Genomic DNA, 26,468 nt, shown 5'->3' on the forward strand with positions numbered 1-26,468 from the left:
TGTCTTATGCTTGTCGGGGGTGACCAAGGCGCTTATGCTTTTCTTATGGTACAATAATACAATTGAACATTAGGTTGAAAGCGGGTACTTTAATGAAACATCAGACAGACCATCATCTTGAAGCAATCTGGAAGGGTGCCATGATCTTAACGGTAGCAGGGATACTTGTAAAAGTATTGAGTGCGGCATATAGGGTCCCATTCCAGAATATTGTGGGAGATGTCGGTTTTTATATTTATCAACAGGTCTATCCGTTCTACGGCATAGCCATCATTCTTTCTACATATGGATTCCCGGTGGTCATATCGAAGCTCATTGCAGAGCATCCGGAAGTGAACAAAACGGAAGCTGCCAAAAAGATCGGGACCATTTCCTTTGTTTTTCTCCTTTTCCTTGGAGGGCTTCTGTTTTTGGTTCTTTATTTTGGAGCGGACGCAATGGCAGGGATGATGGGGGATTCAGAATTAACGCAGTTGATTGGAATAGTCGCTTTTTCCTTTCTGCTCATGCCCTTTCTTTCTGTTGGAAGGGGGATGTTCCAAGGCAGGGGCGAAATGACACCAACTGCTGTTTCGCAGGTAAGTGAACAGCTGATACGGGTTTGTACGATTCTTGTGCTCTCTTATTACCTTGTGAAGCATGGCCATTCCTTATACGAGGTTGGCTCAGGTGCCATGGTTGGTTCCGTCGGTGGCGGCCTGGCAGCTGTTGCTGTTCTGTTCTTTTTTTATCATAGACATCAAGCGACAGTTAAACATCAAAAGAATCCCCCTGTATTCTTCTCTACGGGGAGCATAGTCAGGGCTCTTGTGCTCCAAGGATTTACTATTTGCATCAGCAGTCTATTGCTCGTGCTTTTTCAAATGGTGGACTCCTTTTCCGTCTATGCCTATTTAGTCGAAAACGGCAGTTCGCCTGATGAGGCCAAGCTCCTCAAAGGCATATATGATCGGGGCCAGCCCTTGATCCAACTCGGGACGGTTGTGGCAACAGCTTTTTCTTTATCACTGGTCCCTTATATTACAAGGGCAAAGACACATGGGTCCTTGAGTGAGATGAAAGATAAAATGATGATATCGATCCGGGTAAGCATTGCAATCGGGGCAGCAGCTTCCGTCGGCTTGGCGTGGCTGATCTGGCCTGTAAATACGATGCTGTTTTCCAATGGAAATGGATCTGGTGTATTATTGGTATTAGGATTTTCCATCCTTTTCTGCTCTATCGCGCTTACGGCGTCCGCAATTTTGCAGGGTCTTGGACATGCCTATCTGCCGGCCTTCTATGTACTTGCTGGAGTGTTGGTGAAAATTCTGCTGAACGTCGCTTTCATACCTGGATCCCAGACAATGGGTGCGGCACTCAGTACGCTACTGGCAAGCGGCGTGGTGGCAAGCGGCCTGCTATTGGAGATAAAAAGGAAAACAGGCATAACCATAATGGAGAAAGCATACATATATCCACTCCTCGTGAGTATCGCCCTTATGTCAGCGACGCTCGCAGTTTTCTTGGAGGGAAGCCTTGCACTAGTCGGTTCAAACCGCCTTTTGGCTTCAGCACAGAGCTTAATCGGGGTCATGCTTGGTGGTATTGTGTTCCTGTTTGTGTTGATAAAAAATAATTATTTTACAAAAACGGAGCTTTCCTTCCTGCCTTTGGGAAAGAAGCTCGGCAAACTAATCAAATAGAGTTGGTGAAAAAATGGCGAAGATAACTGTACTAGGTTTGGGCGCTGGTGATCTTGAACAGCTTCCAATGGGCATTTATAAGAAGCTGATTTCCAGTGAACACCTGTACCTGAGAACGAAAGAACATCCAGTCATCCAGGAGCTGACAAAAGAAAACCTATCCTTTACATCCTTTGACAGTGTTTATGAAAAGCATGATTCCTTTGAGGATGTATATGAAGAAATTACAGGGATACTGGTGGAAGAAAGCAAAGAAAAGGAAATAGTCTATGCCGTACCGGGCCATCCGCTCGTAGCGGAGCGGACCGTTCAGCTTTTGCTGGAGAAGGCTAATAATAATGAGATAGCACTCGATATAAAAGGTGGACAAAGTTTTCTCGATCCGATGTTCACGGCAGTGGGAATGGATCCGATCGAAGGCTTTCAGTTCCATGATGCGACCTCACTTGTCAAAGAGGCGATCGTACCAACGCAACACATGATATTCTGTCAGGTGTATGACGCGTTCATTGCCTCTGAAGTAAAACTGACTTTGATGGATATCCTGCCTGATGATTATCCTGTCACGATTGTGACTGCAGCAGGATCTTCACAGGAGAAAATAACGAAGGTTCCTTTATATGAACTTGACCGTGTAGCAGAAATCAACAATCTTACAAGTGTTTATGTACCACCGGTAAAAGAGGACAGTCTCTTGTACAAGCAATTCACCCATTTCCGCCAAACGATCGCGATCCTAAGGGGGCCTAATGGCTGCCCATGGGATCAGAAGCAGACGCACGAATCCTTGAAGAAGTACCTGATCGAAGAAGCGTATGAATTGATAGACGCCATAGATGAAGGTGATGTGGACGGGATCATGGAGGAGCTAGGGGATGTATTGCTCCAGGTGATGCTGCATGCACAAATCGGGGAAGATGAGGGCTACTTCACTATAGAGGATGTCATTGAAGGCGTAAATGAGAAGATGATCCGCAGGCATCCCCATGTGTTCGGCGATGTCTCTGTCGAAGATGCAGATGAAGTGGTAAGCAACTGGGAGCAGATCAAAAAGGCCGAAAAAGAGGAAAGGGCGGAGCAATCCATTCTTGATGCCGTGGCTAAAGGACTGCCAAATTTGACCAAGGCCTATCAGTACCAGAAAAAGGCTGCGAAAGTGGGATTTGACTGGGCCGACGTAGCACCTATGTGGGACAAGGTCTCAGAAGAAATCCAAGAGCTGAAGGAAGAAATAGCAAAGAGCGGCAGCACGGAAAAAGTCGAAGCGGAGTTCGGCGATATCCTTTTCGCGTTGGTGAATATAGCTAGATTCTATAAAATAGATCCGGAAGAAGCGGTTTCAGCAACCAATCGCAAATTCTATCGCAGGTTTACTTTTATTGAAAAAAAGGTAAAAGAGTTAGGGCTGGAATTCGAAGCACTATCGCTTGAACAGCTGGATGAGATCTGGAATGAAGCGAAGAAGCTTGGTTTATAAAGACAGCCTATAAAACAGGGGGAAATATTTATGCGTTTAGATAAATTTTTAAAAGTATCCCGTATCATCAAGCGTCGTACACTTGCAAAGGAAGTGGCGGAGCAAGGACGAATTTCCATCAATGGCGTTCAGGCGAAGGCGAGCAGCAATGTAAAAGCCGGTGATGAGCTGACGATCCATTTTGGACAGAAAATCGTGACGGCATCGATCGACCATGTGCAGGAAACAGCGAAGAAAGAAGAAGCGACCATGATGTATACCATTATAAAAGAAGAGAGAGTCACACAAAGCGAGGAATAGGAATGGCAGGCTTGTTCTAAAAAAGAATCCCTTTCATATACATGTACTATCTTCAAGTAATGGATAGGTGAGGGATGAAAATGAACCAATACTATGAATCAAATCAGGCGAATAAACAGACTGTCCAGGAACAGGACATCGTGATGAGAAGCAGAAGGCTGCTTGATATTACAGGGGTAAAACAGGTGGAAAGCTTCGATAACGAGGAATTCCTGCTTGAGACGGTCATGGGCTTCTTATCTGTCCGGGGCCAAAACCTCCAGATGAAGAACCTGGATGTGGAAAAAGGGGTAGTCTCCATCAAAGGCAAGATCATGGAGATCATTTACCTCGACGACCAACAAGGAGAGAAAGCTAAAGGATTCTTTAGTAAGTTGTTCAAATGAGCCTGACCACTCAACTTTACACCATGCTTGCCATGATCGGGACAGGCGCGTATCTTGGAGCGGCCATTGATACGTATGGAAGGTTTTTGAAAAGAGACAAAAGGGCGAGATGGATCGTGTTCCTGCACGACCTTCTCTTTTGGCTCTTGCAGGGACTGGTTACTTTCTATTTTCTGCTTCTCGTAAACGAAGGAGAGCTCCGGTTTTATATCCTCATTGCCCTGGTTTGTGGTTATGCAGCGTATCAAGCCTTGTTTCGATACTTGTATTTAAGTTTGCTAGAGTCCTTGATTCGTTTATCGATCAGCTTATACCGCTTTTTGGAAAAGTTGGTGAAGATGTTGATCGTGAAGCCCGTTCAATTATTGGTACAAGCTATTATTCTTATTTTAGTAGGAATCTATAAAGCCGTTTACTCCGTGGGGCGATTTTTGCTTCTTTTGGTATGGAAAATAATCAAACTTTGTACTCTACCATTCAAATGGATCAGTATGCTAGGATGGAAACTGCTTCCGAACGCCTGGAAAAAATATTTACAAAGTCTTTTCAAGAAATTTGCAGGATTTTTCTCACTAGTAAAGAATAGGAAACATAGTATAATGAATAGAGTAAGGAATTTCTGGAAAAAGCGCTAGGAGAGGAATGATAAGATGAGCGCGGCAAGAAACGAAAAAATAGCAAAAATCCATTCGGACTATTCAGACGCCAAACAAGAACAGCATATACTGATGCAAAAAAAACGCCGTGGACTTTATCGCCGTTTGTCATTATTCTTTTTGGTTGTAGTAATTTTTGGAATTCTTATGGGTAAGACGCTTCTGGAGCAAAGGGCTATTTTGCAGGAAAAACAGGATAGAAAAGAAGCGGTGGAACAGGAGTTAGTACAGTTGCAAAAAGAACAGCAGCGTTTGGAAGAAGAGATTGTGAAGCTGAACGATGATGAATATATTGCGAAGATCGCACGCAGGGATTATTTCATGTCAGAGGACGGGGAAATCATCTTTAATTTACCAGAGGATTCCTCAACGGATTAGTCGTTGTATTGACACCTCACTTGCTCTAGGTATAATGATAGGTAAAGTGATTTATTTTTTATGATTTTAAGGAGGAGCATTTTTTTTATGTCAATCGAAGTAGGCAGCAAGTTACAGGGTAAGGTAACAGGAATAACTAATTTTGGCGCGTTTGTTGAATTGCCAGGAGGAACAACCGGTCTAGTTCACATCAGTGAGGTTGCAGACAACTATGTGAAGGATATCAACGACCACTTGAAAGTTGGCGACGAGGTACAAGTGAAGGTCATCAATGTGGAGAAGGACGGCAAGATCGGTCTTTCCATTAAGAAGGCAAGCGATACTTACCGTGAGCCTCAGCCACGTTCCGCTCAACCGACTCAACGCCCAAATAACCAAAACCGTCCTAACCAAGGAGGACGCCCACCAAGAAAAAGAGAAGAATTCCGTCCAAAGGAAAACTTCGAGCAAAAAATGGCAAGGTTCTTAAAGGATAGCGAAGATCGTTTGACATCCCTGAAGCGCAGCACGGAATCAAAACGTGGAGGTCGTGGAGCTAAAAGGGGCTAACTTGCTGCTGAACATCACATATATATAAACGTACGTGTAACGTTATGAAGCACGCCTCAGAAAATGGGGCGTGCTTTTTGTATTTATTGCGGATTAAAAAAATAAAAAAACAAAAAAGCTGCCTCCGATTAGTGGGAACTAACCGGAAACAGCTGAATTGTATGACCCATACGGGATTCGAACCCGTGTTACCGCCGTGAAAGGGCGGTGTCTTAACCGCTTGACCAATGGGCCTTATTAAGTTGGTAGCGGCGGAGGGAGTCGAACCCACGACCTCACGGGTATGAACCGTACGCTCTAGCCAGCTGAGCTACACCGCCAAAATAATAAGTTGTCATATGCGTGCGTATTAGGCACAAAAAATATATTACTAAGATATTAAATATATGTCAATACATTTTAAAAATGTAAGAATAATTAGAACATTATCCATGGTTATGCGTAGCGAATTTACAAAAACTGATGGGCACCAGTAGCAAATGCGATGTTTTTGTGACAGCTTTTCCCCGATTTCCTTGTATTACGTCGAACGTTTTTTAGGAACGCCACTGCTCGTTTGACAAAACTTTTCCTTTTTCCTTTGTATAATGACCTCAATGAACCGAAACGGGAGTGGATATGATGGAGAGAATAGAAGGGAATATGGGGGAGCCGGTTTCCAATGTTCAACTTGGGAAGCTGAAAAAGGGACTGACGAGAAATATTCAAAATGCCAGGAGCAGGATTGCATCCATTCTGTTTCATCAAGGATTCCTGTTGGTCTTTATCGGATTTTTGTTGGGACGGGCCCTGATACTCGGAGAAGTGACGCCATTCGCCCTGCCATTTTTTGCAGCAGTTTATTTTATGAAAAAGAAGCGTGCGGGCCTGACCTTGATAGCGCTGCTTGTCGGATCGAGTACGGTATCGCTTATGACGGCAGCTTATGTGTTCGGCGGGATGATTCTTTTTGTGCTCCTGTTCAGGTGGACGCTGGCATTGAAGTTCGAAGCGCTTAAAGCTTTACCGTTTCTCGTCTTCCTGTCGGCATTCCTTTCCAAGTCGGCCATGCTGTATTTTACAACCGGGATTGTGGCCTATGACTGGATGATGATCGGGGTCGAAGCCGGGCTTGGCTTCATCCTGACACTTATCTTCTTTCAAAGTATCCCGCTGATCATGATGAGAAAGAAGCGGCAGGCATTCAAGACCGAAGAAATCATCTGCCTCATCATCCTATTGGCATCTGTACTGACAGGAACTATCGGATGGACCATGTACGACATGGCCATTGAACATATTTTATCAAGATACCTCGTACTGATCTTTGCGTTTGTCGCCGGTGCCACGATCGGATCGACGGTCGGTGTGGTAACAGGCTTGATTTTGAGCCTTGCCACCGTCTCGAATTTATACCAGATGAGCCTGCTTGCTTTCGCCGGGCTGCTAGGGGGCCTGCTGAGAGAAGGGAATAAGCTTGGTGTATCCGTGGGACTGCTCCTCGGGACTCTTTTGATCGGCATTTATGGCGAGGGGACCAATATGCTGATGCCGACCATCCTTGAATCGATGACGGCGGTGGTACTCTTTTTACTAACCCCGCAAAAAGCCATTTCCAATCTGGCGAAGTTCATCCCGGGTACCGCGGAATATAATGCTGAACAGCAGCAGTACCTAAGGAAAATACGGGATGTGACAGCCAACAGGGTCGAGCAGTTCTCCCATGTATTCCAGGCGCTGTCGAGCAGCTTTTCCAAGTTTCAGTTTGAACAGCCTGATTCCGAGCAGGAAATGGATCTATTCTTGAGCAATGTGACGGAAAAAACGTGTCAGAACTGCTTTAAGAAGGACCAGTGCTGGACCCAGAATTTTCATAAAACCTATGAATATATGACGAAATTGATGGAGGACACCGAGGAGGGGACTATTAGTTTAAACGTCAAACTACAAAAGGAGTGGGATCGCCATTGTGTAAAATCCGAAAAAGTGAAGACAGTCATCAAGCACGAGTTAACCCAATTCCACGCGAGTGAAAAGCTGAAAAAACAATTAATGGAGAGTAGGAGGTTGGTAGCCGATCAATTATTGGGAGTATCCCAGGTGATGGAGGATTTTGCGAAAGAAATTCAACGGGAACGGGAGAACCATTATCTCCAGGAAGACCAAATACTAGATGCGCTGCAAGCGTTCGGTATCCAAATTGAACAAGTGGAAATCTACAGCGTCGAGCAAGGGAATGTCGATATTGAAATGACTGTTCCTTATTGCCAGGGAAGAGGCGAATGTGAAAAGCTCATTGCTCCGATGCTTTCAGATATATTGAATGAAAATATTATGGTGAAAAAAGAAGAGTGTAATGCAGACAACAATGGATACTGTTACGTATCATTCGGTTCTGCGAAAGCATTTACGATAGATACAGGAGTGGCGCATGCAGCAAAAGGGGGAGGGCTTATATCGGGAGATAGTTTTTCCACAATAGAGTTGGGACATGGAAAATTCGCCATCGCCATCAGTGATGGGATGGGAAATGGGGAGAGGGCGCATTATGAGAGCAAAGAAACCTTAAAATTATTACAGGAAATCCTGCAATCGGGAATTAAAGAGAAGGTCGCGATAAAATCGGTGAATTCCGTCCTGTCGTTGCGGACGACCGATGAAATATTTACGACGTTAGATCTTGCGATGATAGATCTTCAGGACGCTTCTGCCAAGTTCCTGAAGGTCGGATCCACGCCAAGCTTCGTCAAGAGGGGGGACCGTGTATTAAAAATAGAAGCCAGTAACCTACCGATGGGTATTATTCAGGAATTCGATGTGGATGTCGTCAGCGAACAGCTGAAGGCCGGAGACTTGCTCATTATGATGAGTGACGGAATCTTTGAGGGTCCTAAACATGTAGAGAACTATGATCTATGGATGAAACGGAAGGTGTCGGAGATCCAGACGGATGATCCGCAGGAAGTGGCAGATATCATTATGGAGGAGGTCATCAGAACCCGCTCGGGGCAGATACAGGATGACATGACGGTAGTGGTGGCAAAAGTAGAGAGGAACATCCCGAAATGGGCAGCGATCCCTGCCTATCACTATCTATCAAAAAATCAGGGAATGAAGGAGGCGTTGTGAAATATAAGGTATAAATCCATGTGATTTCGTCCATGATGGCTAATGTAAATTATACGCATTAGGAGGGGACGAAACGTGTATAAAGGAACGTTAAAGCAAATTCTACTGATCACAGATGGGTGCTCGAACTCGGGGGAAGATCCGATTGCGATGGCAGCCCTTGCCAAGGAGCAGGATATTACGGTAAATGTCATTGGGGTCATGGATGAAGATACGATAGATGAAAGAGGCATGCAGGAAATCGAGGGCATTGCATTGTCAGGTAGCGGGGTCAGTCAGATCGTCTATGCGAAAAACTTGTCCCAGACCGTACAGATGGTGACGAGAAAGGCAATGACCCAAACCTTGCAGGGTGTAATCAACAAAGAGCTCCAGCAGATCTTGGGTTCCAATTCTTCCATGGAGGATCTGCCTCCGGAAAAGCGCGGCGAGGTCATGGAAGTGGTGGATGAATTAGGGGAAACAGTATCGCTTCAGGTATTGATACTGGTGGATACGAGCGCAAGTATGAAATCGAAGCTTCCGACGGTAAAGGAAGCCCTGCTCGATCTTTCCCTTAGCTTGAATGCCAGAATGGGAGACAACCAGTTTTCAGCCTTTGTCTTTCCTGGAAAGCGCCAGGAGGTGGAAAATATCCTGGATTGGACGCCGAAGTTGGAATCCTTGTCTAGCATTTTCCCTAAGTTGGCGACAGGGGGAATCACGCCGACAGGACCTGCACTTAAAGAAGCCATTCCTTATTTCAAGAAAACGCGTAGCTTAAGGAGCTTGATTTCCGATGATGAACAATACTATGAAGAATCAGGTAGGTAACCTGCCTCAAGGAACGAACATCTTCGGGAAATGGCACAAAAAAAGCTACACGATTCTTAAGATGCTTGGATATGGCGCGACAGGATACGTGTACTTGACTAGAAGCGCCGATGGGTTGGCTGCACTAAAAATCAGTGAAAATAGTTCATCCATCACTTCTGAGGTTAACGTCCTACGTCATTTTTCGAAGGTCCGGGGATTTTCCCTCGGGCCTTCTTTGTTGGATGTGGATGATTGGGCAATAGCCAATGGCCATAAGGTATTCTCCTTCTATGTCATGGAATATCTGGAAGGGGAAGCATTCCTCTCTTTTATTCAGAATAAGGGAATGGAGTGGGCAGGCATCCTTGTTCTGCAGCTGTTGACCGATCTCCATACCTTGCATGAGGAAGGCTGGGTCTTCGGTGACCTGAAGCCGGACAACCTGATTGTCACTGCAAACCCTCCTAAAGTAAGGCTGATTGATGTCGGTGGGACCACAATACAAGGAAGGGCGATCAAGGAATTTACCGAGTTCTTCGATAGAGGCTATTGGGGGTTGGGCTCTAGAAAAGCAGAACCGACCTATGACCTTTTTGCTGTTGCGATGATCATGATCCATACATGCTACCCGAAGCAATTCCAAAAGAATGGAGAGGGCGGAATCAAGCAGCTGTCCTCCTATATACAGGGAAATCTTTGGCTGCGCAAATATGAAAAGGTGCTTGTCAGGGCTTTGACCGGCGAGTATGCCACTGCAATCGAAATGAAAAGGGATTTTCTCCAGGCGATGAGCGATGCCAAGTCATATGCCGCACCGCAGGCTAAAGCAAAAGCATCCCCTAAAAGCTCGTCAACTTCCTATACCAATCGTAAGCAAAATCGTACGCAAAAAAACCGGGCACATCAGCAGACCGCACAAAGACAGGTGGTACCGGCGAAAAGCAAGTCCAAAGGCTTTATTGAAACAAGTGTCCTGATCACCATTGTGCTTGCCGCATATTTTTTCTATATATATGGAACATTGCTCTGATCTGATGGCGTTTAGGGCAAGGAGGAATGGGTATAAAGGGATATGGAGTTTTTTACCGGTAAACGGAACGAGCTTCTATTTTGCAGGCTATTGCCTCAAGTGGTAGGATAAAGGAGAAATTATACGTGTAAGTTCAAAGGAATGGGTATGATATATGTGGAACAATGTTTCTGCCTTTATTCAAAAGCATAATTTACTGCCTGAAGGTTCCAAGGTGGTCATCGGGGTCAGTGGCGGTGCAGACTCCATCAGTCTATTGCATTTTTTTGACACCATCCGGGTGGAAAAGCATTTGGAACTGATTGTTGCCCATGTGGACCATATGTTCAGGGGAAGGCAATCGGAGGAAGATATGCTTTTTGTGAAGGAGGAATGTGAAAAAAGATGCATTCCTTTTGAAGCATCACAGATCGATGTGTTGTCATACCAAAGGGAAAACAAATGGAGTGCACAAGTTGCAGCAAGAAAGTGTCGCTACTCCTTCTATCAGGAAGTGATGGAAAAGCACCAAGCGAACCTCCTGGCACTTGGTCATCACGGAGATGATCAAGTGGAAACGATGTTGATGAGGTTGGGAAGGGGCTCCTCCATCAAAGGATATGCAGGGATCCTGCCGAAGCGCCAATTCGGCAGAGGGTGGATCATCCGCCCGCTCCTTTCTGTCACCAAGGAGGAAGTGCTGGACTATGTGAAGGAAAACGGACTCTCCTACCGTCACGATCCAAGCAATGATAAGGATGCCTATCGCAGGAACAGATTAAGGCATCATGTCCTTCCTTTGCTGAAAGATGAATTTCCTTCCTTGAATGAGAAATTCCAAGCCTTCAGCGAGCATTTACAAGATGACAATTCTTATTTGGAGGAATTAACCAAAAAAGAATGGAATAAAGTAATTAAAACCAAAAATGAAAGCAGAGTGGTCCTAAGGATAAAACCTTTGCTTTTAATGGCAAAACCTTTACAAAGAAGAGGGTTTCAACTAATATTAAACTATCTCTATAATAATGAAATTCCTCCATCTCTTTCCTCTATACATATTGATAATTTGTTATCCTTATTGGAAAGCGAACACCCTTCTGGAATGTTACATTTCCCTGATGATCTGCAGGTTACTCGGTCCTACAATGATTGCACGTTTTCATTTGAAAATGAAAGGGCCATTCCCTTTCGTGCCATGATTGAAGTGCCTGGGAAGATAACATTGCCGACAGATGATGTAATCATTAGCGAGGTTTGGACACACTACAATCATGAGGTTCAACCAGAGAAGAACCAAGCTATCCTAGATTTATCGAAAGTAGCATTTCCGCTTCAAGTCAGGTCGAGGCTCAACGGTGACCGGATGAAGCTGAAGGGGACAGCGGGCTCCAAAAAACTGAAAAGCATCTTTATCGAAGCGAAGATCCCGATTGCAAAGCGGGATTCATGGCCGATTATAGTCGATGCAAATGAAAATGTTTTATGGGTGCCCATGTTGAAACGTTCGCCTTTTGAAGTCACAGAGGAAACGATGGGTCCAGTTTTAGTTTTAACAATTAAGAAGAGCTAACAGTTTGGGAGGCAACAACGAAATGAACAAAGACATTGAAAAAGTACTCTTTAGCGAAGAAGAGCTTCAAGCAAAGGTAAGAGAATTAGGTGCTCGATTAACAGAAGACTATAGTGACCGTTTTCCATTGGCGATTGGTGTCCTTAAAGGCGCTATGCCATTCATGGGCGACCTGATTAAACGTATGGATACATATCTGGAAATGGATTTCATGGATGTTTCAAGCTATGGGAATTCCACTGTCTCCTCAGGAGAGGTGAAGATCCTGAAAGATTTGGACACATCTGTTGAAGGCAGGGATATCCTGATCATCGAGGATATCATCGATAGTGGTCTGACTCTTAGCTATCTCGTGGAGCTTTTCCGCTACCGCAAAGCAAAAACCATAAAAATCGTTACATTGTTAGATAAGCCTAGCGGAAGAAAAGCTGATATTACTGCTGATTATGTCGGGTTTATCGTACCGGATGAATTTGTAGTGGGTTACGGACTCGATTATGCAGAAAGATACCGCAACCTCCCTTATATCGGAGTGTTAAAACCTGAAATCTACACAAATAACGAAGAGTAAACATCAAAAACCTGATTTCTTGAATTGGATTAATTTTCTATGATACTATTGGTTTAGTTTGTCTATCGTGGGAGGAGGTAAGGGATGAACAGAATATTTCGAAACACCATATTTTATTTACTGATATTTTTAGTGGTCATTGGGGTAGTGAGTTTCTTTAACAGCCCTAATTCGAAAGAAGACCCGATCACCTATAATACATTCATCCAAAATCTTGAAGAGAATAAAGTGGAAGAGTTCACCATACAACCTACTCGTTCCGTCTATGAAGTGCGCGGGAAAATCAAAGGTGCAGAAGAAGGCAAGACGTTTGTCACTGCCGTACCGAACAGTCCTAGTGCCCTGGAACGTGTGGAAACTATTGCTGAAGCTAACAAGATTGTCATGAAAGTGGAAAAAGCGGAAGAAACGAGCGGTTGGGTAACCTTCTTCACTTCCATCATTCCTTTCGTCATCATCTTCATCCTATTCTTCTTCTTGCTCAATCAAGCACAAGGCGGCGGAAGCCGAGTGATGAACTTCGGTAAAAGTAAGGCGAAGCTGTACAGTGAAGAAAAGAAAAAAGTGAAGTTCAAAGATGTTGCCGGTGCGGATGAAGAAAAGCAAGAGCTTGTAGAGGTAGTAGAGTTCCTGAAGGATCCTCGAAAATTCTCTGAGCTTGGCGCACGAATTCCTAAAGGGGTCCTTTTGGTGGGTCCTCCTGGTACAGGTAAAACTTTGCTTGCAAGAGCGGTGGCCGGTGAAGCTGGCGTGCCATTCTTCTCGATCAGTGGATCTGACTTCGTCGAAATGTTCGTAGGGGTCGGTGCATCACGTGTGCGTGACCTGTTCGAAAATGCAAAGAAAAATGCACCATGTATCATCTTCATTGATGAAATCGATGCAGTAGGTCGTCAACGTGGAGCGGGACTTGGCGGAGGTCACGATGAGCGTGAGCAGACGCTTAACCAATTGCTCGTCGAGATGGACGGTTTCGGTGCCAATGAGGGAATCATCATTGTCGCAGCAACGAACCGCCCGGATATCCTTGACCCTGCATTACTGCGTCCTGGACGTTTTGACCGTCAGATCACGGTGGACCGTCCCGATCTTAAAGGCCGTGAAGCAGTACTTCAAGTACATGCCCGCAACAAGCCTTTAGATGAGAACATCAATATGAAAACCATTGCGATGCGTACACCAGGCTTCTCAGGTGCCGATTTGGAAAACCTGTTAAATGAAGCTGCATTGGTTGCGGCAAGACATGATAAAAAGAAAATCGATATGCTTGATATTGATGAAGCGATTGACCGTGTCATTGCAGGTCCGGCGAAAAAGAGCAGAGTCATTTCCAAGAAGGAGCGAAATATCGTCGCCTATCATGAAGCAGGCCACACCATTATCGGTGTCGTCCTTGATGAAGCGGATATGGTACATAAAGTTACCATCGTTCCTCGCGGGCAGGCTGGCGGTTATGCGGTGATGCTTCCGAAAGAAGATCGCTATTTCATGACAAAGCCAGAGCTGTTAGACAAGATCGTCGGATTGTTGGGCGGACGTGTAGCAGAGGAATTAGTATTTGGAGAAGCGAGTACAGGGGCGCATAACGATTTTCAACGCGCGACTGGCATTGCCCGAAAAATGGTAACGGAGTACGGTATGAGCGAAAAGCTTGGACCGTTACAGTTCGGCCAGGCTTCAGGCGGCCAAGTGTTCCTTGGACGCGATATCCAGAACGAGCAAAACTACAGTGATGCCATTGCACATCAGATCGATATGGAAATCCAGCGCTTCATCAAGGAATCTTATGAGCGTGCAAAACAGATCCTTACAGAAAACCGCGATAAACTTGAGCTTGTTGCCCAGACTTTATTAGAGGTTGAAACACTTGATGCAGATCAAATCAAGCACCTTGTGGAAAAAGGAAAACTACCAGACCTTCCTTTAACACAAGCCAATGGCCAAGATGATGTAAAAGTGAACATCAACACTAAAAAAGAAGCGGACAAATTGGATACAACTGACGATAAGAAAGAATAACAAAAAGATGCCTGGTCCCAGGCATCTTTTTTTATGGGGCTAGTTATACAAGATTACTTATTATGTGTATTCTAGCTGTTGATTGGAGCAATAGGCGGAGACTCCTGCGCCTAGTGCGGAAATCAACAGCGGTGTTAAACAGAGCATTATGTGATGAGATTTGTCGATTTGTGTATTTCCCGAGGAATAAGAATTTTTTCTGGAGTTGAATAAGGCGTTGTGTGGTATGATGTAGCCATGTAAATAGTTAGTAAAGTGGGGATTATAATGATATTTGTCTTGGATGTTGGGAATACAAATACTGTTATTGGTGTATACGAAGGAGAAGAACTTAAGCATCATTGGAGAGTGGAAACGAGTCGGAATAAGACGGAGGATGAATTTGGGATGATCATCAAATCCCTGTTGGAGCATGTCGGCCTTTCCTTCAAGGACTTTGAAGGAATCATCATTTCGTCCGTAGTACCGCCAATCATGTTTTCTCTTGAAAGAATGTGCCAGAAATATTTTCATTTAAAACCATTAGTAGTCGGACCTGGGATCAAAACAGGCTTGAACATAAAGTATGAAAATCCGAGGGAGGTCGGGGCAGACCGTATCGTCAATGCGGTAGCGGGTATCCATCTATATGGGAGCCCATTGATCATTGTTGATTTCGGAACAGCTACCACCTATTGCTACATTAATGAGGACAAGCAGTACATGGGCGGAGCGATTGCACCGGGTATCAGCATTTCAACCGAGGCCCTATATTCCAGAGCTTCAAAATTGCCAAGAATCGAGATTGCCCGACCTGAAGGTGTTATAGGGAAGAACACGGTAAGTGCCATGCAGGCAGGCATCCTTTTTGGATATGTAGGGCAAGTGGAGGGAATAGTGGAACGGATGAAACGTCAATCTCCTATTCCTCCTAAAGTCATCGCAACAGGCGGACTCGCTTCCCTTATCGGAAATGAATCGGATGTCATCGACATTGTCGACCCGTTTTTAACACTTAAAGGATTACATTTGATTTATACAAAGAATACAAAAGAAGATTGAGATTAGAAAGGAGCAACAACCATGTCAGACTATCTAGTAAAAGCACTCGCCTTTGAAGGGCAAGTCCGCGCGTATGCAGTAAGAACAACAGACACGGTATCGGAGGCTCAAAAGCGCCATCAAACATGGCCGACCGCTTCGGCTGCACTCGGAAGAGCGATGTCCGCATCTGTTATGCTTGGGGCAATGCTAAAAGGAGAAAACAAACTTACCGTAAAGATCGATGGTGGGGGACCGATCGGGGTCATCCTCGTGGACAGTAACGCAAAGGGACAGGTAAGGGGATATGTGACCAATCCACAAACACACTTTGATTTGAATCAGCATGGTAAATTGGATGTTGCGCGTGCAGTGGGAACGAACGGTAACCTTTCGATTGTAAAAGACCTTGGCTTAAGAGAGCATTTCTCCGGCCAGACAGAATTGATTTCGGGAGAGCTTGGTGAGGATTTCACCTATTATCTTGTATCCTCTGAGCAGGTTCCTTCTGCAGTCGGAGTAGGGGTATTGGTTAATCCGGATAACTCGATCCTTGCATCAGGCGGGTTCATCATCCAATTGATGCCGGGTACATCAGAGGAAACCATCACAGTGATAGAAGAAAAGATAAACAATATGACACCTGTTTCGAAGCTGATTGAAAAAGGGCTGACACCTGAAGAACTTCTGAATGAAATATTAGGTGCGGAAAATGTGAAGTTCCTGGAGACGTTGCCGGTGGAATTCAAATGTCAGTGCTCCAAAGAACGGTTTGAACGTGCCATCATCTCATTAGGTGAGCAGGAAATCACGGAAATCATCGAGGAGGATGGTCAAGCTGAGGCTATGTGCCATTTCTGTAATTCATCCTACAAATTCTCCAAAGAAGAGCTAGAAAGTATGAGAGAGCAAGTTAAAGGTTAGGTGACATTTATGCAGCAAAAGGGGCATTTAAAGAGAAAGTGGTTATGGAATATCATTTTTGGACTTGTCATTATCAACTGTTTGACCTTGGCCTTTTTAGCCAAGCAATCTTTTTCACTGAAAGAGGCATCGGAAGCGGCAGCCTTTGTCAATGGCAATGATAATGTGGTGGCCACTGTCGGTGATACAACAATCACGAGAAAAGCATTGCTTCAAGAATTGGAAAAGATGTATGGCCATGAAGTATCCCGTTCATTGGTGAACCAGGAAGTCGTCAGGCAGATGGCCAAAAAATATAAAATCACGGTATCCGATGAAGCGGTGGAAAGGGAATGGAACATGATCAAAACCATGTACACCCGTTCCCCGATGCTTCAGACATCCTCAGAAGAAGCAGTGAAGCAACAGATCAAATCAAGCCTGCTACTGGAGGAGCTGCTTGTAAAGGATGTAACCATTCCGGAAGAGGAAATGGAATCCTACTATGAACAAAACAAAGAGACATTCGCCCTGGATGAAGCTTTTCACCTTTCGCACATTGTAGTGGAGACGAAAAAAGAAGCGGAGGCCGTCATTAAAGACCTTAAAGGCGGTTCTAGCTTCTCCTCCCTTGCGATGGAAGTTTCAACGGATGAGCTTACCGCCAATCAAGGTGGCGACCTTGGTTTCCTTTCTGCAAAAACAGAAATGTACCCAAGCGCCTATCTTGAAGAAGCGCAAGGGATGAAGAATGCTTCTTGGAGCGATGCGATATCTGTAGATGGCCATTATGTGGTGTTGTATTTGCATGAAAAGGTTGAAGGTGTTACATATTCCTATAAAGAAGTGAAGGACCAGATCAGACGGCAGCTAGCTTTGGAGCATATGGAAGGAACGGCCGATCCCTCTATTTTTTGGGAAGAGGTTGGAGTGGAATGGAATCAAACCTCCGCACAATAGGAAGAAAAACGTCGATGCAAATAAATTGACAATTCAGATTAAGTGGTGTTAAATGGAAGTAATTCCGACAAGAACACTAAGCTTTAAACGAATGGGGGAGTTCAATTGGTACGAGTGGCAAATTCCATTGATGAGTTAGTGGGGCAAACACCCATAGTAAGACTGAATAGAATTGTTGAAGAAGGTATGGCGGATATCTACCTGAAACTTGAGTTTATGAACCCTGGTAGCAGCGTCAAAGATCGAATTGCTTTGGCAATGATTGATGCGGCGATCGAAGAGGGGACTTTGAAAGAGGGAGATACCATTATCGAGCCCACCAGCGGTAACACCGGGATTGGTCTCGCGATGGTGGCCGCTGCCAAAGGACTGAAGGCGATCTTGGTCATGCCTGACACAATGAGTATAGAACGCCGAAACCTGCTTCGTGCGTATGGAGCGGAATTGGTATTGACACCGGGTGCAGAGGGCATGGGTGGTGCAATCCGAAAAGCGGAGGCAATCTCCAAGGAAAAGGGCCTCTTCATGCCACAGCAGTTCAATAATAAAGCCAACCCTGAAATTCACCGTAAAACGACTGGGAAAGAGATTGTGGAACAGATGGGCGGGCAGCTTGATGCTTTCGTTTCAGGGATCGGAACAGGCGGTACGATCACCGGTGCAGGGGAAGTGCTGAAGGAAACGTACCCGGGCATCAGGATCGTAGCGGTGGAGCCTACTGATTCTCCCGTTCTTTCAGGGGGCAAGCCTGGGCCGCATAAAATCCAGGGGATCGGAGCGGGCTTTGTTCCTTCCATCCTGGATACGGAGATCTATGATCAGGTTATTACAGTCAAAAACGAGGAAGCTTTCGAGTATGCCCGGCTTGCTGCAAAAGCTGAGGGTATACTTGGCGGGATATCTTCCGGGGCTGCCATTTTTGCCGCATTGAAAGTGGCAAGGGAGCTTGGCGAAGGCAAAAAGGTTTTAGCGGTCATTCCAAGCAACGGGGAACGCTATTTGAGTACCGCGTTATATCAATTTGAAGAATAGGAAATGTTAAAGGAAAACAGGCATGAACTGTTTTCCTTTTTTTATAGATTTATTGAAGTGCAATAATCGACAAATTTCATGTAGAATATAGGTAATATGCAAGTTAGGAGCGTGACAGCAAGAATGCAAAAAGTACCTGTTGGACGAAAGATCTCTTTGGATGAGAATGAATGGTTCACCCGATATAAAGCTTTGGCTGAACATAAACCTTATCATATTCTATTGGAAAGTGGCCGGGGCGGGAGGTATTGTATCATAGGTCTGGACCCCGTGGCTTCATTGAAGGGAAAGGATACCACACTTGAGATCACAGATAATGAGGGGAAAAAAGAAGTAGTGAATGGCCAACCCTTAAAAAAGCTGAAAGAGTTCGTATCAGCGAGGGCCTCAAAGAAACTTGAGGGTTTTCCTGACTTTACAGGTGGTGCCATCGGTTATTTGACCTATGATTGTGTAAGGTTCATTGAAGACCTCCCTACTGTTTCCGAAGACGATCTTGCCATACCGGACTTGTATTTCCTGTTGTTTGACGATGTGTTCGTTTACGATAAAGAGGAAAAGTGCCTTTACATGATTGTCCATGTACAAGAAGGGGAAGAGGGATCTGCTGAAGAAGCACTGGATAGGTACCAAAAACAGTGGAGCAGTGAGATGGAGTCTGTCATCTATCCTTATGCAGCTGCCAGCACTTCCTTAAACAGGGAGGTTTCCTTTACAGAAGAATCCTTCATGGATGCGGTAGTGAAGGTGCAGGAGTATATCGCGCAAGGTGATGTATTCCAGGTGAATCTTTCTGTGAGGCAAGCGGAGCCGCTTTTGACCCATCCGATGGAAATCTATACTGCACTGAGAAAAATAAACCCATCTCCATATATGGGCTATCTGCAATTTCCCGATTTCCAGCTAGTGAGCGGGTCTCCGGAGCTTTTAGTAAAGAAAAAAGGCGATGTTGTCAGTACGAGGCCCATCGCCGGGACCCGTTCCCGTGGAAAGACGGATGCCGAGGATCTGCAGCTGGCCAAGGAACTGATAGAAAATGAAAAAGAGCGCGCAGAGCACGTGATGCTGGTGGATCTGGAGCGCAATGATCTTGGCAGGGTGTGTCAGTACGGCACGGTGGAAGTAAATGAATTCATGGCCATAGAAAAGTATTCGCATGTGATGCACATCGTTTCCAATGTCCAGGGAGTCCTAGCGAAGGATAAAGATGTGGATGATATCATTGAAGCTGCGTTCCCGGGTGGGACCATTACTGGTGCACCTAAGGTCCGGACGATGGAGATCATTGAAGAACTTGAGCCGGTAAGGCGTTCTGTTTATACTGGTTCTATAGGCTGGATCGGTTATGACGGTGACATGGAACTGAATATTTCCATCCGGACGATGATTGCAAAGGATGGAATGGCCTATGTGCAAGCAGGAGCAGGTGTGGTGATCGATTCTGTTCCAAAAAGAGAATACAAAGAATCCCTGAAAAAAGCGGCAGCGCTTTGGAAGGCAAAAGAGTTGAGCGAAGAAGAGCAAAAATTACGAGCTGAGGTGAGAGTATGATTTTAATGATTGATAATTACGATTCCTTCACGTATAACCTTGTACAGTATCTGGGGGAGCTTGGTGAAGAACTTGTTGTAAAAAGAAACGATGAAATAACGATACAGGAAATAGAGGAAATGGACCCGGAATTCCTGATGATATCCCCCGGTCCTTGTTCTCCGAATGAAGCGGGAATATCCTTGGATGTAATCCGGCATTTTGCAGGAAAAAAGCCGATCTTTGGCGTCTGCCTGGGGCATCAGTCCATTGCCCAGGTATTTGGCGGTGATGTTGTTCGCGCAGAAAGGCTGATGCACGGGAAAACCTCGGAAATGCATCATGATGAAAAAACAATCTTCCGTACCCTTGCCAATCCTTTCACCGCAACAAGGTATCATTCCTTGATCGTGAAAAAAGAAACCTTGCCGGACTGCTTTGAAATCACGGCATGGACCGACCAGGACGAAATTATGGCAATCCGCCATAAAGAGCTGCCGATCGAAGGGGTGCAGTTCCACCCGGAATCCATCATGACCTCCGTCGGTAAGGAATTGCTGCGCAACTTCATCGATACCTATTCTGTAAAGAAGGTGTAGCATGATTGTCTACAAGGATGGAGCATGGCAAGGGCTTGAAGAAACGAGCATCCCTGTCATGGATCACGGATTTTTATATGGAGTAGGGCTTTTTGAAACATTTCGGACCTATCAAGGATCCCCCTTTCTTTTTCAAGACCATTTGAAAAGGTTAAGAGAAGGCCTAGCGTCCGTTTATATAGAATGGGAGGAAGATGATGACTCCCTTCTGCAAATGATCGGGACAGCACTTGAAAAAAACAATCTGACAGACGGTGTCCTTCGCCTGAACGTAACAGCAGGCATCAGTAATTGGGGGCTGCCGAATGAAACCTATACAAGGCCTTCCACCCTTCTATTCACAAGACCCGTTGCCCCGGTTCAGGATGAAGGAAGAAGAGCTATATTTCTGCAGATTCCCCGCAATACCCCGGAGGGATCTGTTCGTCTTAAATCGCATCACTATCTTAATAATCTCTTAGGAAAACGGGAACTCGGGAATCTTGCAGATACAGAGGGCATTTTCCTAACTAGAGAGGGCTATGTATCCGAAGGGATTGTCTCCAATATATTTTGGGTGAAGAACAGTACCCTTTATACTCCAAGTATTTCCACGGGAATCCTGAATGGGGTAACAAGGCAATATGTGATCCACTTGGCAAGGCTGCTTGGAGTCAAAGTGGAAGAGGGGACTTTTACGAAAGATGAGCTCCTGCACAGCGAGGAAGTGTTTGTGACCAATTCAACACAGGAAATGGTCCGCATCAATCAAGTGGATGAGGTTGAATTCCCAAAAGCGGGCTGGCACTCCCTATTCGAACGGTTAAGAGAGCTTTATAAAGAAAGTACCTACAGACAGCTGCAGTCCTACCAACAGGCAAAGAGGGTTGATATTCAAAATGGCAAAGACAAACTTATATCAGAATAAATTAACGTGCGGTCCCTACGAGCTTCCGCTTGGAGAGAGAACGCTCATCATGGGTATCCTGAATGCCACCCCGGATTCTTTTTCGGACGGCGGAAAATTCAATCATCTAGATGCCGCGGTAACGCGTGCCAAAGAATTGATCGGGCACGGGGCGGATATTATTGATATCGGCGGGGAATCGACCAGGCCCGGCAGCCAGTATGTGGAAGTGGAGGAGGAGCTCGAGCGGGTCCTTCCGATCATTTCTGCATTGGCAAAAGAAATAAAGGTGCCGATCTCCATCGATACGTATAAAGCGGAAGTGGCAAAGCGGGCCATTGAGGCTGGTGCGACCATCATCAATGATGTATGGGGGGCGAAAGCGGACCCCGAGATGGCAAAGGTTGCGGCCGAATACGGGGTACCGATCATTTTGATGCACAACCGAAAAGAGCGGGACTATGCCCAGCTTATTCCTGATATGATCAGTGACCTATATGAAAGCATCACAATCGCAAAACAGGCAGGTGTACAGGAAAAGAACATTGTTCTGGATCCGGGTATCGGTTTTGCCAAAACACAGGAAGATAACCTTGAAGTGATGAAAAGGCTCGAACATTTCACCGGACTTGGGTACCCGGTTTTGCTTGGAACCTCGAGAAAGTCCTTCATCGGACATGTGTTGGATCTTCCTCCGGAGGAAAGAATGGAGGGTACTGGGGCTACTGTGTGTCTTGGGATACAGAAGGGCTGTCAGATTGTCCGTGTGCATGATGTAAAAGAAATCAAGAGAATGGCCCAAATGATGGATAGCATGCTGCAAAGGGGAGGGAGCACTCATCGATAAAATCTATGTGAATCAGATGAAGTTTTACGGATACCATGGTGTTTTTCCGGAAGAGACGAAGCTCGGTCAGAGGTTTGTGGTAGATCTGATGGTGGAGCTGGACCTCTCCAAAGCAGGACAAACGGACGACCTGACACAATCGGTCAATTATGCAGACCTCTACAACACATGCCAGCAGGTGGTGGAAAAGGAAACCCACAAATTGGTCGAGACGGTTGCTGAACGCATTGCATCAGAAGTACTGGGAAACTTTCCTATTATTGAACGCTGCACAATCAAGGCGATCAAGCCGGACCCTCCCATACCGGGACACTATGAATCTGTGGCGGTGGAGATCACAAGGAGCAGAGGCTGATGAATACTTCCTATATTGCACTGGGGTCCAATCAAGGGGACCGTGCGGAATTGCTGTACCGCGCAATCAGAAAGTTGGAAGAGGATAAGGAAGTGGATATAGAGAGAACTTCCTCCATATATGAAACAGATCCGGTCGGCTATACCGATCAGGAAAAGTTTTTGAACATGGTAATTAAAGTGAATACCTCGTATGCCCCCCTTGAATTATTAAAGGTCCTGCAAGAAATAGAGCATTTTTTTGGCAGGGAAAGAAAGATAAGGTGGGGTCCTCGAACTTTAGACCTTGACATTTTATTGTATAACCAAGAAAATATTGAAAATGAAGAGCTAATCATTCCCCATCCGAGAATGTGGGAAAGAGCTTTTGTATTGGTTCCGTTGATAGAGATTGCGGATAGGGCAGCTATCCCAAAAATTATAGATGAAGAAGCACTTCTTGAATTACAAGATAGAGAAGGGGTACAAGTATGGAAGCCGAAAAATGGGGAAGACGTATCCGTGCGTTTCGAAAGCTGAAGGGATATACCCAAGAAGCCTTTGCTAAAAATCTAAACATATCTGTCTCCGTACTTGGAGAGGTGGAACGCGGCAACCGTATGCCAAAAGAAGAATTCCTTCATACCATAGCGGCAGAACTGAAGGTTCCGTTAGAAGAATTGACACCACCAGAACTAAGAACAAGAGAGGAGGTCAAAAGCTAGTGTTGAAAATCGGTGATATTACATTGAAAAACCAAGTGGTACTGGCACCGATGGCTGGAGTATGTAACGCAGCATTCCGTTTGACGGTCAAAGAATTCGGAGCAGGTCTCGTTTGTGCGGAGATGGTCAGCGACAAAGCCATTCTTTATAAAAACGCAAAAACAATGGGCATGCTCTACATCGATGAAAGAGAGAAACCGCTAAGCCTTCAGATTTTTGGAGGCGAAAAAGATACATTAGTAGAAGCGGCAAAATTCGTGGATAAAAATACGACTGCTGATATTATCGATATTAATATGGGATGCCCGGTCCCGAAAATCGTAAAATGTGATGCAGGGGCAAGATGGCTCCTCGATCCGAACAAAATCTACGAAATGGTTTCTGCGGTAGTAGATGCAGTGGACAAACCGGTTACAGTCAAAATGCGTACCGGCTGGGACGAGGAGCATATCTTTGCGATCGAGAATGCCCAAGCGGTGGAGCGTGCCGGCGGACAGGCGGTAGCGGTACATGGACGTACCCGCGTCCAGATGTATGAAGGACATGCGGATTGGAGCATCATTAAGCAAGTAAAAGATAACGTGAAAATCCCGGTTATCGGAAACGGCGATGTAGAAACCCCTCAAGATGCGAAAAGGATGCTCGAGGAAACGGGAGTGGACGGTGTGATGATCGGCCGTGCCGCACTAGGCAACCCGTGGATGATCTACAGTACCGTGCAATACCTTGAAACAGGCAAGCTGGTAGGAGAACCATCCGTTCGTGAAAAAATGGACGTATGCAAGCTTCACCTGGATCGTTTGATCGACCTGAAAGGTGAAAATGTTGCCGTTCGTGAAATGCGCAAGCATGCCGCGTGGTACCTCAAAGGGATCCGTGGGAATGCAAAGACGCGCAACGGCATCAATGAATGCAATACAAGATCTGATCTTGTCAGTCTTATAGACAGGATGGTCGAAGAAAAAGAACAAGAGGAATTGAACATCCAGGTAATTTGACATGCCCATGAGGCTATCCTATAATACCCCTAGATTACCCTTCTAAACTGCCAGTAGGATGCTGGCAGTTTTAGCTTTATTTATAGTTGGCGAAAATATAAGATATAGTAATAGATGGAACGTGTTAAAAGATATGTAACGAGACATGTACATAGAATAATTATGAAGTTGGAGTTGAGTGCGATGAGTCAAGAAGAATTAAACTTGAATGACCAGTTATTGGTGAGACGTGAAAAGCTGCAAAAGCACCGTGATAAAGGTTTAGATCCATTCGGAACTAGATTTGAGCGTACAGGCGATTCAAAACAGCTGATTGCTGAATACGGAGATATCGAGAAAGAGGAATTGGATACAAAGGAAATCTCGGTTACGATCGCAGGCCGAATCATGACTAAGCGCGGCAAAGGGAAAGCGGGCTTTGCCCACATTCAGGACCTGACTGGCCAAATCCAGTTATATGTCCGTAAAGATGCGGTTGGAGACGATGCCTATGAGACATTCAACTCAGCTGACATCGGGGATATTGTCGGAGTTACAGGCATGATCTTTAAAACTAAGGTTGGCGAGCTTTCCATTAAAGCCACTTCTTTTGAATTGCTGACAAAAGCATTACGTCCACTGCCAGAAAAATATCATGGACTGAAAGATGTGGAGCAACGATACCGTCAGCGCTATCTTGACTTGATCACAAATCCGGAAAGCAAAGAGACGTTTATTGCGAGAAGCAGAATCATTCAATCCATGCGTCGCTACCTTGATGACCATGGTTATCTGGAAGTGGAAACACCGATGATGCACTCTATCGCGGGTGGAGCTTCTGCACGACCATTCATCACACATCACAACACCTTGGATATGACGCTATATATGCGAATTGCCATAGAGCTTCACTTGAAACGCCTGATTGTCGGTGGACTTGAGAAAGTCTATGAAATTGGACGTGTATTCCGTAATGAAGGTGTGTCCACTAGACACAACCCTGAATTTACGATGATCGAACTGTACGAAGCGTATGCGGACTACAAAGACATTATGAATCTTACAGAAAATCTGATTGCCCATATTGCCAAAGAAGTTCTTGGCAGCACAAAAGTCATGTATGCCGATACAGAGGTGGATCTGACTCCGGAGTGGAAGCGACTGCACATGGTTGACGCAGTGAAGGAAGCCACGGGTGTAGACTTCTGGCAGCAAATGACGGACGAAGAGGCGCATGCCCTTGCAAAAGAGCACGGCATCCAAGTGACCGAGCATATGCAATTCGGACACATCCTGAATGAGTTCTTCGAGCAGAAAGTGGAAGAAACACTTATACAGCCAATGTTCATCTATGGCCATCCGGTGGAAATCTCCCCACTAGCAAAGAAAAATGCCGAAGACCCACGTTTCACAGATCGTTTTGAATTGTTCATTGTAGGACGTGAGCATGCAAATGCCTTCACGGAGTTGAATGATCCTATCGATCAAAAGGAAAGATTCGAAGCGCAGCTTAAGGAAAAAGAGCAAGGAAACGACGAGGCGCATGAAATGGATCATGACTTCATTGAGGCGCTGGAATACGGAATGCCTCCTACAGGCGGACTTGGAATCGGTATAGATCGCATCGTGATGCTATTAACCAATTCTCCTTCCATTAGAGATGTATTATTATTCCCGCAAATGAGACACCGTTAATAGAAAAGGGATCCTTCTTCCGGAGAAGGGTCCTTTTTTGTTGCTCAGAGACATATATCTTCCAGTGGGATTTGCTGGCATTTTCTGCTTAGAATAATGCGATTATTACAACATTAAGGTTTCGTAAAATATATTACAAAAAGCTATTGCCTTTAGGGTTGTACGGTGGTATATTTATAAACGTTGTCACGAACGACAGCGTTTCTTCAAAAAAAGAAATGAAAAAAGTTGTTGACACAGAATGATGATTTTGGTAAGATAATAAAGTCGCCTTGAGAGAGACGACGAAAGAAAATGATCTTTGAAAACTAAACAAAACAACAGCGTCTAAGTTAATCTTTAACGAGGTTAACCATAAATGATTTATGTAACATAAGCTAGTCAACATTTGAGCATAAGCTCAAACTCTTTATTGGAGAGTTTGATCCTGGCTCAGGATGAACGCTGGCGGCGTGCCT

The 26,468-nt window shown here is 45.1% G+C and carries 26 protein-coding genes and 2 tRNA genes; 26 read left to right on the top strand and 2 right to left on the bottom strand.

Annotated elements, in window-relative coordinates; genetic code table 11:
• Positions 1 to 92 precede the first annotated feature (92 nt).
• From JOC95_RS20420 to JOC95_RS20450, 7 genes are all read left to right on the top strand, one after another.
• Positions 93 to 1,685 (top strand): putative polysaccharide biosynthesis protein, encoded by a 1,593-nt coding sequence (locus JOC95_RS20420; RefSeq protein ID WP_204419930.1) that lies wholly within the window; start codon positions 93 to 95, stop codon positions 1,683 to 1,685.
• 13 nt (positions 1,686 to 1,698) lie between these two features.
• Positions 1,699 to 3,162: a bifunctional methyltransferase/pyrophosphohydrolase YabN gene (gene yabN / locus JOC95_RS20425; RefSeq protein WP_204419933.1), complete on the top strand. Its 1,464-nt coding sequence runs from the start codon at positions 1,699 to 1,701 to the stop codon at positions 3,160 to 3,162.
• Between the two features lie 30 nt (positions 3,163 to 3,192).
• Positions 3,193 to 3,462: an RNA-binding S4 domain-containing protein gene (locus JOC95_RS20430; protein ID WP_204419934.1), complete on the top strand. Its 270-nt coding sequence runs from the start codon at positions 3,193 to 3,195 to the stop codon at positions 3,460 to 3,462.
• 80 nt (positions 3,463 to 3,542) lie between these two features.
• A complete protein-coding gene (gene yabP / locus JOC95_RS20435; protein ID WP_204419935.1) occupies positions 3,543 to 3,848 on the top strand; it encodes a sporulation protein YabP in 306 nt (101 codons plus the stop codon).
• The gene (gene yabQ / locus JOC95_RS20440) at positions 3,845 to 4,483 is read left to right on the top strand and encodes a spore cortex biosynthesis protein YabQ (protein ID WP_204419936.1); all 639 of its coding nucleotides are present in this window, start codon (positions 3,845 to 3,847) and stop codon (positions 4,481 to 4,483) included. The genes yabP and yabQ overlap by 4 nt, the downstream gene beginning before the upstream one ends.
• Before the next feature lie 15 nt (positions 4,484 to 4,498).
• The gene (locus JOC95_RS20445; RefSeq protein ID WP_204419937.1) at positions 4,499 to 4,882 is read left to right on the top strand and encodes an FtsB family cell division protein; all 384 of its coding nucleotides are present in this window, start codon (positions 4,499 to 4,501) and stop codon (positions 4,880 to 4,882) included.
• An 87-nt stretch (positions 4,883 to 4,969) separates the two neighbouring features.
• The gene (locus tag JOC95_RS20450) at positions 4,970 to 5,431 is read left to right on the top strand and encodes a S1 domain-containing RNA-binding protein (RefSeq protein ID WP_204419938.1); all 462 of its coding nucleotides are present in this window, start codon (positions 4,970 to 4,972) and stop codon (positions 5,429 to 5,431) included.
• Positions 5,432 to 5,593: 162 nt separating this feature from the next.
• Here JOC95_RS20450 and JOC95_RS20455 read toward each other — a convergent pair.
• Positions 5,594 to 5,665, bottom strand: a tRNA-Glu gene (locus JOC95_RS20455).
• Positions 5,666 to 5,674: 9 nt separating this feature from the next.
• Positions 5,675 to 5,751, bottom strand: a tRNA-Met gene (locus JOC95_RS20460).
• A gap of 301 nt (positions 5,752 to 6,052) precedes the next feature.
• On the opposite strand from JOC95_RS20460, the gene spoIIE reads away from it, so the two are divergent.
• The 19 genes from spoIIE to lysS all read left to right on the top strand — a co-directional run bounded on the left by spoIIE (position 6,053) and on the right by lysS (position 26,010).
• On the top strand, positions 6,053 to 8,539 hold the full coding sequence (gene spoIIE, locus JOC95_RS20465; protein WP_204419986.1) for a stage II sporulation protein E: 2,487 nt from the start codon (positions 6,053 to 6,055) through the stop codon (positions 8,537 to 8,539).
• Between the two features lie 75 nt (positions 8,540 to 8,614).
• On the top strand, positions 8,615 to 9,352 hold the full coding sequence (locus JOC95_RS20470; RefSeq protein ID WP_204419939.1) for a VWA domain-containing protein: 738 nt from the start codon (positions 8,615 to 8,617) through the stop codon (positions 9,350 to 9,352).
• Positions 9,318 to 10,364, top strand: a complete 1,047-nt coding sequence (locus JOC95_RS20475) for a protein kinase domain-containing protein (RefSeq protein WP_204419942.1) — start codon at positions 9,318 to 9,320, stop codon at positions 10,362 to 10,364. Before JOC95_RS20470 ends, JOC95_RS20475 begins: the two co-directional genes overlap by 35 nt.
• Before the next feature lie 154 nt (positions 10,365 to 10,518).
• Positions 10,519 to 11,913, top strand: coding sequence for a tRNA lysidine(34) synthetase TilS (gene tilS, locus JOC95_RS20480; protein WP_204419950.1), 1,395 nt, complete (start codon positions 10,519 to 10,521; stop codon positions 11,911 to 11,913).
• A gap of 22 nt (positions 11,914 to 11,935) precedes the next feature.
• Positions 11,936 to 12,484, top strand: a complete 549-nt coding sequence (gene hpt, locus JOC95_RS20485) for a hypoxanthine phosphoribosyltransferase (RefSeq protein ID WP_204419952.1) — start codon at positions 11,936 to 11,938, stop codon at positions 12,482 to 12,484.
• A gap of 84 nt (positions 12,485 to 12,568) precedes the next feature.
• Positions 12,569 to 14,503 carry an ATP-dependent zinc metalloprotease FtsH gene (gene ftsH / locus JOC95_RS20490; protein WP_204419954.1) on the top strand — a complete coding sequence of 645 codons (1,935 nt, stop codon included), beginning with the start codon at positions 12,569 to 12,571 and terminating at the stop codon, positions 14,501 to 14,503.
• Between the two features lie 267 nt (positions 14,504 to 14,770).
• Positions 14,771 to 15,544, top strand: coding sequence for a type III pantothenate kinase (locus JOC95_RS20495; protein ID WP_204419956.1), 774 nt, complete (start codon positions 14,771 to 14,773; stop codon positions 15,542 to 15,544).
• 21 nt (positions 15,545 to 15,565) lie between these two features.
• Entirely contained in the window at positions 15,566 to 16,447 is an 882-nt protein-coding gene (hslO, locus tag JOC95_RS20500) for an Hsp33 family molecular chaperone HslO (protein WP_204419958.1), read from the top strand.
• Positions 16,448 to 16,456: 9 nt separating this feature from the next.
• Positions 16,457 to 17,386, top strand: coding sequence for a peptidyl-prolyl cis-trans isomerase (locus JOC95_RS20505; protein ID WP_204419960.1), 930 nt, complete (start codon positions 16,457 to 16,459; stop codon positions 17,384 to 17,386).
• 105 nt (positions 17,387 to 17,491) lie between these two features.
• Positions 17,492 to 18,418 (top strand): cysteine synthase A, encoded by a 927-nt coding sequence (gene cysK, locus JOC95_RS20510; RefSeq protein WP_204419962.1) that lies wholly within the window; start codon positions 17,492 to 17,494, stop codon positions 18,416 to 18,418.
• Positions 18,419 to 18,541: 123 nt separating this feature from the next.
• Positions 18,542 to 19,969, top strand: coding sequence for an anthranilate synthase component I family protein (locus JOC95_RS20515; protein WP_204419964.1), 1,428 nt, complete (start codon positions 18,542 to 18,544; stop codon positions 19,967 to 19,969).
• The gene (pabA, locus tag JOC95_RS20520; protein ID WP_204419966.1) at positions 19,966 to 20,547 is read left to right on the top strand and encodes an aminodeoxychorismate/anthranilate synthase component II; all 582 of its coding nucleotides are present in this window, start codon (positions 19,966 to 19,968) and stop codon (positions 20,545 to 20,547) included. The genes JOC95_RS20515 and pabA overlap by 4 nt, the downstream gene beginning before the upstream one ends.
• 1 nt (position 20,548) lies before the next feature.
• Positions 20,549 to 21,454 carry an aminodeoxychorismate lyase gene (gene pabC, locus JOC95_RS20525; RefSeq protein ID WP_204419968.1) on the top strand — a complete coding sequence of 302 codons (906 nt, stop codon included), beginning with the start codon at positions 20,549 to 20,551 and terminating at the stop codon, positions 21,452 to 21,454.
• Positions 21,426 to 22,280 (top strand): dihydropteroate synthase, encoded by an 855-nt coding sequence (gene folP, locus JOC95_RS20530; protein ID WP_204419970.1) that lies wholly within the window; start codon positions 21,426 to 21,428, stop codon positions 22,278 to 22,280. Before pabC ends, folP begins: the two co-directional genes overlap by 29 nt.
• Entirely contained in the window at positions 22,273 to 22,635 is a 363-nt protein-coding gene (gene folB, locus JOC95_RS20535) for a dihydroneopterin aldolase (protein ID WP_204419988.1), read from the top strand. Before folP ends, folB begins: the two co-directional genes overlap by 8 nt.
• Positions 22,632 to 23,153 carry a 2-amino-4-hydroxy-6-hydroxymethyldihydropteridine diphosphokinase gene (gene folK, locus JOC95_RS20540; protein ID WP_204419991.1) on the top strand — a complete coding sequence of 174 codons (522 nt, stop codon included), beginning with the start codon at positions 22,632 to 22,634 and terminating at the stop codon, positions 23,151 to 23,153. Before folB ends, folK begins: the two co-directional genes overlap by 4 nt.
• A complete protein-coding gene (locus tag JOC95_RS20545; protein ID WP_204419972.1) occupies positions 23,105 to 23,338 on the top strand; it encodes a helix-turn-helix domain-containing protein in 234 nt (77 codons plus the stop codon). Before folK ends, JOC95_RS20545 begins: the two co-directional genes overlap by 49 nt.
• On the top strand, positions 23,338 to 24,336 hold the full coding sequence (gene dusB / locus JOC95_RS20550) for a tRNA dihydrouridine synthase DusB (RefSeq protein WP_204419974.1): 999 nt from the start codon (positions 23,338 to 23,340) through the stop codon (positions 24,334 to 24,336). Before JOC95_RS20545 ends, dusB begins: the two co-directional genes overlap by 1 nt.
• Before the next feature lie 183 nt (positions 24,337 to 24,519).
• Positions 24,520 to 26,010 carry a lysine--tRNA ligase gene (lysS, locus tag JOC95_RS20555; protein WP_204419976.1) on the top strand — a complete coding sequence of 497 codons (1,491 nt, stop codon included), beginning with the start codon at positions 24,520 to 24,522 and terminating at the stop codon, positions 26,008 to 26,010.
• Positions 26,011 to 26,468: the final 458 nt, after the last annotated feature.

Source organism: Sutcliffiella tianshenii, from assembly GCF_016908565.1.
GTDB classification, from domain to species: Bacteria; Bacillota; Bacilli; order Bacillales; family Bacillaceae_I; genus Sutcliffiella_A; species Sutcliffiella_A tianshenii.